The organism is Streptomyces sp. NPDC047886 (assembly GCF_043204435.1).
Classification (GTDB): Bacteria; Actinomycetota; Actinomycetes; order Streptomycetales; family Streptomycetaceae; genus Streptomyces.
The window spans coordinates 82182-94777 of the sequence record NZ_JBIDCF010000003.1 but is presented as its reverse complement, the minus strand read 5'-3'; the positions used below and the strand labels follow the sequence as shown (position 1 = coordinate 94777).

Below are 12596 nucleotides of genomic sequence, written 5' to 3'. Positions count from 1 at the left end.
GCCTACCGCCTGGACGGCGCGAGGATCGCCGAAGCGGCTGTGGGCAGACTCTCCAGGTAGGAGGCGATCCGCTCCCGAGGGTCGACCGCGAGGTGCTCGTCCCGGTGGCGTGCGACGTTCGCGCGGAGTTCCCGGCTTCGGTTGAGGAAGTCGAGCACCGCTCCGCCGTCGATGCGGGGAGCCGATGTGCCCAGTTCCGCCTCGTGGACGACCTTGGCGCACCAGTGCTGGTCGTACGTGGGCAGCGGGATCAGATGGACCGGTTTGCCGAGGACGAAGGCTTCGCTGATGAGGTTGAAGCCGGCGTTGGAGAAGACAGCCTCGGACCGCGCCATGTCCCTGATGAACGCCTCGCGGTCGAAGGTGCGGATCTCGATCTTGCCATCGGCGTACTGACGCAGGTTTCCGATTTCGGTCGGCTGAACGTAGATCCGCAGACCGCGGTCCGGGACGTACTGGCGGAAGACCCTGGTCAGCGTTCGGACGGACTCTTCCGGCCCGTGGTCGAAGTAGCGAGAGAAGTAGGCGGTGGCGAGGGGCTCGATCGTGACCGGCGTGGAACGCACTGAGTCGGGGATGACCGGGGCGATGAACTCCAGCCTTCGGTCGTCCGCCTCCAGTGGGACGTACGAGCAGATGAAGGACCGGTCGACGCGGGGCGCGAAGTAGCGGAGACGCTGCTCGTCGGCGGTCCGGGCGTAACGGCCGACGGCCGGTAGGTCGAGGTGTCGGTACTTGCTCTGCTGATCGACGGAGATCAGGGGTCTGTTGAAGTGGTACGCGAGGCGGGGAGTGTTGGGCTCGTAGTCGGTGATGAACACGTCGGGGACGCCGGTCTCGCGAACGATCCGGCGCAGGCGCATGTGCTTGGCAAGGCCGGCGGGGGCCTGCCAGATGTTCGCGCGTACGGCGTCACTCGCGGATATGCGGTCCGCGCGGGCGAGGAGCGTCGGCATCCACGCGTCCCAAGCGGGGAAGCCGAGGTCCCGGAAGTACTCCACGCGGGCGCCGCCGTTGGTGACGATGCGCACCTCGTGCCCGCGGTCGCGGAGGTACTGGGCGATCACGCTCTGTCTGACCGAGTGGCCCATGCCGATGCCGTTGACGCCGATGATCACAGTGAGCGGCCGTACGTTTCCAGACACGACGATCCCTTCGGTCAGGAGAGACGGGTGAAGACATTGCGGGTGATGGCCGAGACCTGTGTGTCGGTGGCCAGAAGGCGGGCCCAGTCGGTCGTGGCGGCGGTGAAGACCGTGCCGTTCGCCGTGTAAAGGCCGAGGGTCGCCGCCCGAGGGCTGTCCATCGCCTCCCGAGCCGCGAAGTTCCAATCGCCGGGCAGCGGCGCGATGCCGAGGATCTCGAAGTCCTTGGGAGTCCCGTCCCGGCCTGTCGGGCGCGGTCGGCCGGACGCGTCGAGCTCGTACGCCGCCCCGTCGCATTCGTAGCCGACCAGCGCACCGTCGCGGCCGACGACGTCGCCCGTCCGCAGGCCCGTGCCGGAGAAAAGCCAGTGGTCCGCATCCGTGACGGTGAACCCGAGCGGGGTACGCGGGCCGTCCCAGTGGCCACCACCGTTTCGGTAACTCACGCCGAGAAGGGAGTTCTCGGGCTCCGACTCCCACCAGTGATCCGGGCAGCCGTACGAGCTGTCCGGATCCTTCTCGGCCGAGGCTCCGGGCGGGAACTTGTCGCAGCGCAGCCCGGCTCCGTCGGGAGTCACGTGTACTCGCCACCAGCAGGTGTTGGCGCCGAAGTTGGCGATGTTTCCTCCGCTGTCCCGGAACGCGGTCACGTTTCGGCGGATCTCGCCGCTCCAGTACTCGTCGTGGCCGGCGGCGACCAGGAGGCGGTATCCGTCATGGAGGTGCCGACCTTCGTGAAGGTCCAGGTCGGTGCAGAAGTCGCTCTCGATCCGGTTCTCCTCCATCCACGCGATGAAGGGGGCGTCCCAGTGAGCGAAGGTCTGCCGCGGGGAGGCGGTGTCGTACGGGTCGGGCAGGCCCTTGACGGGGCCGCCGACGCCGCCTCCGGGGCGGAGCATCGTGACCTGGGCGGCGCTGTAGAGGCTGCCTCCCCCTGCCGTGTTGTAGGCGTGGTAGGTGAAGGTCGGGATCTTGAAGAGGACCTTGCGGCCAGACGGCGCGGAGGGTGTGACCACGAAGAGGATCCGCGCCTCACGGGAGTCCATCGGCGGCATGTCCGATGTCGGCTCCGTGCTCAGCGTCGCGATGTAGACCCCGGACCTCCACTCGGGGGGCACGAGGAACTCGTAGGCGGGCCACCGCCAGTCCGCGTCGAACGTGCCGGACTCTGCGGTGCCGCCGGGCCACTCGACATGGCCGGCGTGGTGGGGCGTCGCGCCCCAGCGGTAGAAGTCGACGTGGAAGTGCGGGGTCGATGCGGCGATGTGCAGCCGGAGCACTTCGCCGGCGCGGACGCTCGGCCGGGCGGGGTAGCCGCTGATGCTCGTCATGCGCTCGTCCAGGGGCGCGCGACACCAGCGATGTGGTACTGGTCGACCGGCTCGATCTGGGCTTCCCACTCCAGGTCGCACAGCTGCGAGGTGAGGTCGGCGGCGTCACGCAGCACCTTCACGGCCTGGTGGTGGGATCCGTCGGCGAGCCTGCGGTGCACAGTGGGCACCTGGGCCTCGGCGACGGCCTCCTCGATCCCCGCCTTGGCAGGTGCGTCGTCGAGGAACACCACGCGGCCGCCCGGCGCCAGCGTCCACCTCAGGAGGTCCCAGAAGGCTTCCATCTCCACGGGCGGCACGTGGCTCAGCCAGAAGGCGAAGAAGATGGTGTCGTACTGGCGATCCGGCTCCCAGCTGAAGACGTCCGCCTCGATGAAGCGAGTCGCGGTCCCGTGCATCCGCTCACGGGCCGCGGACAGCATCTCCGGCGCGGCGTCCAGCGCGGTCAGGCTGCGTACGCGGTCGGAGATCAGTCGGGTCCACTGGCCGGTACCGCACGCCAGCTCCAGGACGTCGCCGCGGATCGGCAGGTCGTCGAGGACGTTCGCGAGCTGGGGCATGTGCATGCGGTCGCTGTAGGAGTCGTCGTACTCGCCGGCTCGCGCTCGGTAGTAGGCGATCTGCCTCTCGGACCATCCGCCCGCACCGCCATGCTGCTTTGCTTCGATCACCTGAAACCCACCCCTTCGTCGTCCACGCGGAGCGGCAGCGCTCCGTGGTGAGCAGACTGCCGAGCGGTGCGGGACAGCGGGCTGCCGTCGTGCCGCACTCGCGTGGCAACGCCGTCGTTCGCGTGGGCGATCGCGGGACCGCCGGTTACGTCGGCCGGGACGGCCCGGGTGTCGAACCGGTGCTGAACTCCTGTCGCAGCGAAGGCCCTACGCCCCTGGTCAGACCGCCCTACGCTGTTACCGTCGTTGGTGTCGGTCGGAGGAGCTTCGGTGGCCACAGTGCAGCGCTGGACCGGAAGGGAGGCGCGCGCTCTGCGGCTCGCGACGCGTCGGAGCGTGCGTCGCTTCGCCGCCTACCTCGGCGTCAGCGACCGGACGGTGTCCAATTGGGAGGCCCGAGGCGAGGAGATCGTTCTCACCCCGGATTCCCAGGCGTTATTGGATACGGCGCTGGAGCGGAGCGACGCGGAGGTGCGGCAGCGCTTCTGGGACACGGTTGGTGCTCCGATGTCCTCAGCCGCGCCCGCACCGGACAGATACCTCCCGATACCCGTCCCGGAGCCCGGCTTGGTGCACAGGTCAGATGATTTCGAGGGGCTCGTCTCCGTCCTGCGGGAGGCGTCGGCGGACGACAGCGCCTCCACAGTCGCCCTTTGCGGTCCCGGCGGGTTCGGGAAGACGACGCTCGCGACGCAGGTGTGCCAAGACCCTCGTGTACGGAACTCCTTCTCGGAGTTCCTGTGGGTGGAGACCGGCGAGGAGTGCACGGCGGCGAGGGTTGTCGAGCTGATCTCCGACCTGTGCGTTCATCTGGACGGCAGCCGCCCTTCTTTCGCGGATCCGGAGCAGGCCGGCTTCCACCTGGCTCGTCTGCTCCAAGGACGGCGTGCGCTCCTCGTCATCGACAACGTCTGGTCCGCGGCCGACCTCAGCCCTTTCCTGCTGGGTGGGGAGGACTGCGTACGGCTTGTCACCACCAGGAACGTGCGCGTGTGCCCCAGCGCCGCCAGGGTCGTACGGCTGGGTCCCATGGCGTCGGGCGAGATCAGAGAGCTGCTCGTCCGCAATGTCGGCAACCTGGACGAGGCCGAAGCCGCGCGCCTCGCCGGCGCGTGTGGAGGATGGCCCCTGCTGGCGTCGATCGTCGGGGCGAACGTCGCACAGGAGGTCGTCTCTGGTGCCCCGGCCGGTCGTGTGGTCGCCGAGACGGGTGCGGCGATCCGTGCGTACGGCCCCCAGGCATTCGACGTCTGGGACTCGGACCAGCGGAAGAACGCTATCGGGCAGGCACTCGCGTCCAGTCTCCGCAGCCTTGAGGAGAGCGTCTCGATCGCGGGGCACTCGGACCTGCGGGACCGGTACCTCTCGCTCGCGGTCTTCCCGCCGTCGCTGCCGATCCCCGTGTCGGTGCTCACCCACTGGTGGCGAACAGCGCACGGATGGGCGCCTCACGTGGTGAGGCAGTTCTGCCGACTGCTGTCCGACCGGTCCCTGATCAGCGCCTATCTCGCGGACCGGGACGCCATCGTGCTGCACGATGTGTTCCGGTCCTACCTGCGCCACCTGATCGGCGATCGTTGGGCGGCCCTTCACCGGTCCCTGATCGAGTCATACCGGCACGGCACCGAGGGCGCGTGGGAGACGCTGGACGAGACCGAGGGCTACCTGTGGCGCCATCTTCCCTTCCACCTGCGTGAAGCCGAGCTTGACGCCGAGCTCGTCAGCCTCCTGGCGTCCCCGTCGTACGTGATCCGCAAGGTCGCGATCGTCGGACACCAGCACCTGACCGCGGACGCCGCCGTCCTCGACGCTCTGCCAGGGCGGCACGAGGCCGGCCACCCCCAGCGTCAGGAGTGGCTGACCGCCCGCGCCCTGACCGGCGCCGGGTACCTGCTGAACGGACTGGAAAGCCCGGCTGACATCGCCTCGACGCTTTCCATCGTGCTGCGGCGCTCACCTCTGCCCCAGGACACGCGAACGCCCGAACGCGTCACTGGTGCGGAGGCAGTGCTCGCCCCGAAGTGGCTACTGCCTCCCGAGGACGACACCACGGAAGCGGCGGCCCCCGGCCACATTGGTGCGATCGTCAGCGTCTCCGCCGCTCGCGACATGGTCGCGTCGGGTGGTGAGGACGGAGTGGTCAGGCTCTGGAACGTCAACACCGGCCGGCTGCTCCGAGCCCACCAGGCGCACATCGGGTGGGTGTTCGCCACCGCGCTCTCCTCAGACGGGCTGGTCCTCGCTTCGGCGGGGGACGACGGAGCGATCCGACTGTGGCGCACCGACACCGGAGACCCCATCGGCGTGCTGCCCGGGCACAATCGCCGCATCCGCAGCCTCGCCTTCTCCCCCTCCGGCCCGTTCCTGCTCTCCGGGGCCGAGGACGGAGCTGTGCACGTGTGGGACGTGGACAGGCTCGTGCTCGTGCGATCGATGCGTACCGTCGGCACTCCCGTCTGGTCCGTGGCGATCGGAGGAGACTCCCAGTCGCTTGTGGCCGTGGCCGGCGAGGATGAGTTCGTCCGCCTCTTCGACCTGCGTACAGGTCGTCTCCTGGATGAACGAGCCGCTCACCGCGACTGGGTACGTTCCGTGGCCTTCACCCCCGGCTCCTCTCTGTTGGCCTCCGGATCAGGTGACCGCTCCATCACTGTGTGGGACGCGGCGGACGGTCAACTCGTTCTCGTTCGCCGGATCGCCGATCTTAAGGCCCGCGTCCGCGCCGTTGCTCTTTCCTCGCACGACGATGTCATCGTCGCCGCCACCGAAGAGCCGAGGATCCAGGCGTTCTCGGCGGAAGGTCCGGCGGGCGAGACCCAGCCCCCACCGGGAGTCGACTGGGTGCGTTCGCTCGTCAGAACAGGCGACGGCACCGTGATAGCAGGATGCGAGGACGGGGCTGTTCGCGTCTGGACGGTGGGCAGAAGCAGGCTCAGGACGCTGGCCAGCGGCTCGAACACCGTGTGGTCCACGCAGTTCGCCGCCGACGGCCGTACCGCCGTGGTAGGCGACGGAGCCGGCGGCATCGGCGTCATCGACACCTCGACCGGGACGGTCAGCAGGAGGCTCGCGGCGGCCCATGGGCGTGTTTGGTCCCTGGCAGGCGGCGGTGAGCACGTCGCGGCGGCCTGCGGCGACGGGGCGGTCAGGGTCTGGTCGCTGCTCGACACAGAGTGGTCCCTCACCCTGAACCAGGACACCCCGCGTACGTGGGCCGTGGCGATGGCTCGCTCGGCATCCCGCCTTGCCGCGAGTACGGGCGACGGACACATCCGGGTTTGGGACTTCTCCACCGGGGCCCTGCTGTGGAGCCAGGATGTTCACGCTGGCCGACTGCGCTCGCTCGCCTTCGACGACAGCGGAGAGCTCCTCGCCGCCTGTGGCGGTGACGGCTCCGTACGCGTGTGGCACGCCCTCACCGGCGAGTTCAAGGGCCGGTTCTCCAGCCCCAGCGGGTGGGCCCGCGCCGTCACGGTCGACGGACCGGGGCATCGCGTCGCGGTTGGGGCGGGAACCGGTGATATCGCGGTACGGCACCTGGCTACGGACAGGTTCACCTCCCACCTCTCCGGGCACACCGGCCGCATCCTCATGCTGGGCTTCCTCAACGACGGGGACCGCCTGGTGTCGGCCGCGGCGGATGGAACGGTGCGCTTGTGGTCACTCAGCGAGCAGCACCAGATCGCCAAGGTCAGGGTGGATGCCTCCTTGCACTGCGCGGCCTTCGAACCTCGTACGGGCGAGGTGTTGATCGGCAGTGCGGCGGGGGTCGTGTCCCTGGAGATCAAGGACTCATGAGCGACAAGCGAAGGGCTTGCACACCATGACAGAGAAGATTCCCAGCACCTCGGACGGCAGGGCCGACAGCAGCTCCGGCCCGGCCGCCGACCGCGACGCGACGGTCATCCTGAGCAACGAGCCCGGCTCGTTCGCCTGGGGCGTCCTGGCCAAACGCCACCCGGCCCTGATCCAGCAGGTGCGAGACGCCTTCCCGTACGGCCGTCGACAGCACGAGGCCCTCGATGCCCTGCTGGACGAGATCACCAACGGCGTCATCGAACCGCTCGCTGCCTCGGAGCACGATCACCGGCAGTGGAAGAACTGGGGCCGGGAGCACTTTGGGCGGTCGTGGTTCGACGCCCCGTTCCTGTGGGCGGAGAGCTACTTTTACCGCCGGCTGCTTGGCGCCATCGAGTACTTCGGTACGGGCCCGTGGCAGGGAGTCGATCCCTTCGCTCCGTTCAAGCAGGCCGAACTGCGCGGCGAGGCGGTGGAGGAGGAGCTGCGGGCCCTGGACGCGCTCGCCGACGCACCTGCCGACGAGCGGGCTGCGGCGCTGCTCCACGCCTCGCTCTGGGGCAACCGCGCGGACCTCGGCTTCCGTGTCTCGGCGGGGGAGCCAGCGACCGGCGAAGCTACCTCCGCGCTGGTCGCCGACGACAGCGGCGTGCTTTGGCAGCTCCTGCCCGCCGGTGCCCCCTCGACCGTCGCCGTTGTGGCGGACAACGCCGGACGCGAGCTGATCCCGGACCTGATCCTCATCGACCACCTCCTCGAACGCCAGCACGCCGAACGGGTCGTGCTCCATGTAAAGCCCAGCCCGTACTACGTGTCCGACGCGATGACGGCAGACGTCGTCGACTGCCTCCGCCGCCTCACCGAGGCACCCGGCGAAGCCGGCACGATCGGCGGCCGACTGTGGAAGGCCATGGCGTCAGGGCGCCTGGAGGTCCGTACCCATCCCTTCTTCTGCGCTCCGCTGCCGTACGAGGAGATGCCCGAGGACCTCCGGAGCGAGTTCGAGGCCGCCACGCTCACCATCCTGAAGGGCGACCTCAACTACCGACGCCTGGTGGGCGACCGGCTCTGGGACGCCACGGCGCCGTTCGCCGACCTCACCGCGTACTTCCCAGGGGCCGTCGCAGCCCTCCGCACCCTGAAGTCCGACGTCATCGTGGGCCTGGACCACGGAACGCTGCACGCCCTCGAACAGTCCGGTGCGGCGTGGCGTACGAGCGGCACTCACGCGCTGATCCAGGTTCGGCCATAGCCCTGGCCGCGACGCGACTCCTCGCTGACGTGTTCCATGCACCGAGCGGGGCCAGGTCCTACCTAGTGCGACCTGGAGCCGTGGGGTGCGTGGACGGACCTCCCTTCCGGCTTCGACCCCTGGCCCTGTCCGCCCACGCTTCTCGAAATCGATGGATCCGACGAGGGATCGGCCCGCCACGCTGCCGCCTGCTCGGCCCTGACCACACAGAAGCCCGTTTTTGGAGTGTCCACGAGGTCTCCGGAAGAGCGAGTTGGGCCGCGACTCCCTCGCCGAGCCCATTTCGCGCCACCGGCGGGATCCTCCCGCACATCCACGTCTCCGCCGGCCTGAAGGCCCAGTCGGCCGACGGCAGGACGAGCCACCTCCTCAGCGTCAAGGTGCAGTTCCTCAGCGTGCTGCTGATCGTGGAGGTCACGTCGCCCACGATGACCTCGCCCCGGAACCCCGACCTCTACGACGTTCCGCTGCTCACGTTCGGCTGACCGGCAGGAGCCGGCGGAGCCAGGGGTGGCCGGGCGCGATCACCTTGATCGCGTCCGCCAGCCAGGCGCGTGCCGGAGCGTCGAGCAGCGGTAGTACCGCTGTGAAGTCGGTCTCGTCCTTGTCCCGGGTCGCCTTCGCCTTGTAGAAGAGCTGCACCTCGGGCGCGAGATACGGGATGCCCGTCTCGCTCGTCCGCCCGAGCCGGTCGATCGGGAGGCGAATGTCCGGGGTGCGCCGCGAGACCCACTGGGTGCCCTCGGCCTCGTCCAGCATGAGCTGCACCGACCAGGGCGCCTTGGGCGTGCGGCGGCACCAGATGTCGTGGAGCGGCGGCCGTAGGAGCTCTCCAGGACGCCACGGTCGCAGCTCCCCCTGGCCGGGTGGGTCGGCCACGTACAGGTCCCAGTCGGCCAGGAGGTTCCGTACGCGGGCCTGGTCGCGCCGGAGGACGAGGACATCGAGATCGCCGTGTGGGCGCAGCTCGCGGCCGACAGCGAGTTCGATCGCGTAGCCACCGGCGATCCACCACGGGAAGTCCGCCTCGGCGAAGACCGCGGCCACATTCTCGGGACGATCCGGCACCCAGCGTCCCAGCACGTCGGCACTCACTCGCTCATACTCTCAGTGACCAGAGGGGCGGAGGCGAAGGCCGACGGCGGGTCGGCGGTCTCGCTGGAGCGCCTGTCGCCCGCTCGCACCCTGTGCTCATAAACGCCCATGAGCATCAGGGCCACCGGCAGCCACCCTTGAGCGAGTGACTCGCGACCGGCCTCGTGGCCGGGGGCTTGAGCCACGACCATCCCAGGGGCCGGACACGCTCGGCCATGGTGCTTTATGCGGTTTCTACGCCTTTCGGTGGCGTACGCACTGCCGCGGCCGCTCCGGGAGCCCTGGGAGGAGGCCACCGACGTCACCCGCAGGAGGTCCGCCACCCGGTGATCAGTGCGCCGTCCGCCGCCCTCGCCTCGGTCTCCGCGAGGTTCATGAAGTTCCACCACGTTTGTAGCCGACCCACAACCGACCACCGGCCTGCCCGATCACCTCGTCCACAGCGGCTACGAGAGGCTCTACCCGTCCGTCCAATACCTCCCGCAGGCCACGGTGCAGGCGCAAGCTGAGCCCCGGTGAGGTCGTCTCCAGACGGCGTGCGAGCCACTTTCCACCCCCGCCCCACGAGCCCCCGATGGCCAGTGCCAACTCGCCTGTCCGTCGGACCAGTTCGGTGGCAATAAACAGTCGCTCGCTCTGGTCGCTGCTCCCTGCGAGGTCGTCGAGAAGGTCGGTGATCGCGTAACGGCGATCATCGATCTCGTCAGCCGACAACATGGGTGGCCCTGCGGCGGTCAGCTTTCGGGCATCAGCTGCGATGCGCGCTCCGACTCCGTCGGTGTCGAATAGCAGCTCACCGTCGGCGCACATCCAAAGCAGCGGCGACCGGCGATTGCGTACTTCCCGCTCAACGTACGCGTACCACGTCGCTTCGGTGTGCACGAACATCTCCACCGGCCAATCGTCGCTCCGAAGGCTGGCCCGGTATGGGGCGGGGGCTCCGCGGAGCAGGACCACGATGTCGAGGTCCGACATTGCCGTGCGGCGGCCCGTCACGACGCTGCCTCCCAGGAAGGCAGTCAGAGCGTCAGGGTGGTGCTCATCTACAACGGCACGTGCGGCCTCGATCGCATCCATGCGGCAACTATCAGCATTCTGCCAACCACGCGCACGCCGTTTCTTCGGCGTGTGCTGTCTCACGCCTCGTCGCAGTTCGCCCGGGGCAGACAGCAAAGATCGATGAATGACTGGCCAACGCTGCAATGGCATGTCAACGTGGATGACCTTCTGGTAAACCACCAGGTCAAAGAGGTGATCGCCTGTGATTCCGGAACCCCCGAGTCCGGGATTCTCCACCATCATCGAGGCCCTGCGGTTGCGTGAGTGGCAGCTCGGGCGGGGCCAGCCCACGCTCGTAATGGACCAGTTCTGCGCCGACGACTTCAACCTGGTCGTCGACGACCGCGCGGACGTACACGTCAACTCGAAGGACGGCTCCTTCTATCTCGGATGGTTCCCATCCGGCCGCCCCGGCACCGACAGCGAGGGATGGAAGATCGCCGTTACTGGTACGGCCAAGGTGCGCGGCTACCAGATGTCCTTCGACCCCGAGACGCCGGCCGATATCGTCGCCGCCGCAGTCGCTCGCGTGCTGGAGACCTCCAGCAGGTGTGACAGCAGAGGCTCAAGGCGGAGCCCCTCGGGTGGACCGGCGTCCGCCTTGCCGGGCCGCAATGCGGACACGAAGCTTGGTCATCTGCCACCAGAGGCCGGCACACAACCGGCCCGGCACTCCTGACCAGCGCCACACACCGCCAGCGGCAATGAGTACCCCGACGCCTTTGGAGGCACCCTGCGTCCCGACTTCCCGTTCGGCCCACTCACCCCGGCCAGCGACCCGTCCGCATACTGGGTCGGTCCCCGTTACCTGGCTGGTGACGACGGACGTCTCTACGACGCAGTCGCCGACACTCTCGCTGGCCTGGGCTGGACGGCCCTGACGATCGTCCGTGGCCGCCAGGAGCCGGACGAGGCTCCGGAGGACCGCCAGGTCCTGCGCAGCACCGTCCTTCACATCAGCCCCGACTCCCTGCGGTGGGCGCAGTGGGTCTTGCCGGACGAACCGTTCCATCTGGGGAATCTGCCCATCGCCTGGCAGGTCTCCGCCCGTACGGACCCGAGCAGTCCACTCGCCCAGTGGTCGGCCTATTTCACCCCCGAGGTCCCCGCAGAGGCCCTCGCCGACTTCCTCGTCGCGCTCGACGCCCGCGATCAGCCCGCCCTGTCGCTCGGTGGCCTCGAGCTGGTCCTCGACGCCGTTACGGGTCATGGGTGGCTGCGTGACGTCGACCAGCCCGGCACGGGAGCAATCGATCCGACCTTCGCCTCCCACATCCGCCTTGGCGAGGTGCCGCCCCTCATCCAGGACGCCGACTCTCGGGCGCTGGTGGCTCAGGCGGACGATGCGGACCTGGCTGGATGGCAAGCGTGGGCCGAGCCGGTACTCGGCGCGGGATACCTGTGGGCGGCTTCCTTCGGCTCCAGCGTGCCGCACGACCTCGTCGCCGCCTTCGCCGACTCCCTCAGCTCCAGTGCACCGGTCCTGCGCCGGGTGCTGCCGGAGAGCACACGCGACCGGCTCCTGCGCGCTCCAGCCAGCTAGGGCCAGTCCGATGGGTCGGTCACAGCTGAAGACCGACCTCCGCCCGACTGGCGGGACCGTCGGCGACGACGCCCAGCACGTTTCTGCCGAACGGGGGAACACAAACTGGGTGCCGACCTCAAGCGCATGGCCCCAGGCCAGCCAATCGTGAAAATCGCGGTCATGACATCGATGATGGAGACCTTCCACGAGGCCCTGCAAAATGCGCTGGCCAGTCGGGACACGGTCAGCATCCGAAGCACCCTGGTTGAGATGCTGCAACGAGACCCCTCCAGGACGGAGGTCTCAGCAGCCCACAAGGCGGCCCGGAGGATCGCTGAGGACGGGGACGCGGTCCTCATCTCCCTGCTTCCAGACCAGGCTGGCGCCGACGCCTACGGGCCGCGGGGGTAGGAGTCGGGCATCGAACTACCTGACGGTGAACGAAACGATCATCAAGGACTTCCCCTGCCGTGTCGAGCTGGCCACAGAGAAGTGGGACGCGATCATCGACGAAGGCATGCGGCTCACCCAGCAGGAGATCGAAAGCGACCCATTGCTCTCGGCGTTCCTGCCTGGCTGGCAGGCGGAACCGCGCGCCGAGAAGAGAGCCCGTCTCGCGGCCAGCTGACCCACCGTCCAGCGCGCCTGTGCCAACAGTCAAGGGATGAAGCGCGACGCAGGCGATGGAGCTTCGAAAAACCACCGGTGCTCCATCGCCGC

General features: G+C 68.7%; 9 protein-coding genes and 1 pseudogene. 5 read left to right on the top strand and 5 right to left on the bottom strand.

Features of this window, described 5'->3' with window-relative positions; genetic code table 11:
- Positions 1-2: 2 nt before the first annotated feature.
- Genes ACGF5U_RS11990 through ACGF5U_RS11980 form a run of 3 tightly spaced genes read right to left on the bottom strand, consistent with a single transcriptional unit; the run spans position 3 to position 3042 of the window.
- Positions 3-1145 carry a glycosyltransferase family protein gene (locus ACGF5U_RS11990; protein WP_392709905.1) on the bottom strand — a complete coding sequence of 381 codons (1143 nt, stop codon included), beginning with the start codon at positions 1143-1145 and terminating at the stop codon, positions 3-5.
- Positions 1146-1159: 14 nt separating this feature from the next.
- Positions 1160-2476, bottom strand: coding sequence for a N,N-dimethylformamidase beta subunit family domain-containing protein (locus ACGF5U_RS11985; protein WP_392709904.1), 1317 nt, complete (start codon positions 2474-2476; stop codon positions 1160-1162).
- Positions 2473-3042 (bottom strand): class I SAM-dependent methyltransferase, encoded by a 570-nt coding sequence (locus ACGF5U_RS11980; protein WP_392710625.1) that lies wholly within the window; start codon positions 3040-3042, stop codon positions 2473-2475. Before ACGF5U_RS11980 ends, ACGF5U_RS11985 begins: the two co-directional genes overlap by 4 nt.
- A 375-nt stretch (positions 3043-3417) precedes the next feature.
- Between ACGF5U_RS11980 and ACGF5U_RS11975 the strand changes: the two genes are divergently transcribed.
- On the top strand, positions 3418-6945 hold the full coding sequence (locus ACGF5U_RS11975; protein ID WP_392818373.1) for an NB-ARC domain-containing protein: 3528 nt from the start codon (positions 3418-3420) through the stop codon (positions 6943-6945).
- Positions 6946-6970: 25 nt separating this feature from the next.
- The gene (locus ACGF5U_RS11970) at positions 6971-8197 is read left to right on the top strand and encodes a damage-control phosphatase ARMT1 family protein (RefSeq protein ID WP_392709902.1); all 1227 of its coding nucleotides are present in this window, start codon (positions 6971-6973) and stop codon (positions 8195-8197) included.
- A 471-nt stretch (positions 8198-8668) separates the two neighbouring features.
- Here ACGF5U_RS11970 and ACGF5U_RS11965 read toward each other — a convergent pair whose 3' ends face one another.
- Together ACGF5U_RS11965 and ACGF5U_RS11960 are read right to left on the bottom strand one after the other, a co-directional pair.
- The gene (locus tag ACGF5U_RS11965) at positions 8669-9292 is read right to left on the bottom strand and encodes a nucleotidyltransferase domain-containing protein (protein ID WP_392709901.1); all 624 of its coding nucleotides are present in this window, start codon (positions 9290-9292) and stop codon (positions 8669-8671) included.
- A 372-nt stretch (positions 9293-9664) separates the two neighbouring features.
- Positions 9665-10369 (bottom strand): nucleotidyltransferase domain-containing protein, encoded by a 705-nt coding sequence (locus tag ACGF5U_RS11960; RefSeq protein WP_392709899.1) that lies wholly within the window; start codon positions 10367-10369, stop codon positions 9665-9667.
- A 184-nt stretch (positions 10370-10553) separates the two neighbouring features.
- Here ACGF5U_RS11960 and ACGF5U_RS11955 point away from each other — a divergent pair.
- The 3 genes and pseudogenes from ACGF5U_RS11955 to ACGF5U_RS11945 all read left to right on the top strand — a co-directional run.
- Positions 10554-10901 (top strand): annotated as a pseudogene (locus tag ACGF5U_RS11955) (DUF317 domain-containing protein); the annotation flags it as partial.
- A 183-nt stretch (positions 10902-11084) separates the two neighbouring features.
- Complete coding sequence (locus ACGF5U_RS11950) at positions 11085-11894, top strand: DUF317 domain-containing protein (RefSeq protein ID WP_392710623.1); 810 nt, start codon at positions 11085-11087, stop codon at positions 11892-11894.
- Positions 11895-12312: 418 nt separating this feature from the next.
- Positions 12313-12504, top strand: coding sequence for a hypothetical protein (locus tag ACGF5U_RS11945; RefSeq protein WP_392709898.1), 192 nt, complete (start codon positions 12313-12315; stop codon positions 12502-12504).
- The last annotated feature ends 92 nt before the right edge of the window (positions 12505-12596 follow it).

What these genes read in the sequence shown, in the direction of transcription:
- ACGF5U_RS11985 (WP_392709904.1), bottom strand. Translation starts at nt 2,476, where the DNA reads ATGACGAGCATCAGCGGCTACCCCGCCCGGCCGAGCGTCCGCGCCGGC.
- ACGF5U_RS11980 (WP_392710625.1), bottom strand. Translation starts at nt 3,042, where the DNA reads ATGCACATGCCCCAGCTCGCGAACGTCCTCGACGACCTGCCGATCCGC.
- ACGF5U_RS11970 (WP_392709902.1), top strand. Translation starts at nt 6,971, where the DNA reads ATGACAGAGAAGATTCCCAGCACCTCGGACGGCAGGGCCGACAGCAGC.
- ACGF5U_RS11960 (WP_392709899.1), bottom strand. Translation starts at nt 10,369, where the DNA reads ATGGATGCGATCGAGGCCGCACGTGCCGTTGTAGATGAGCACCACCCT.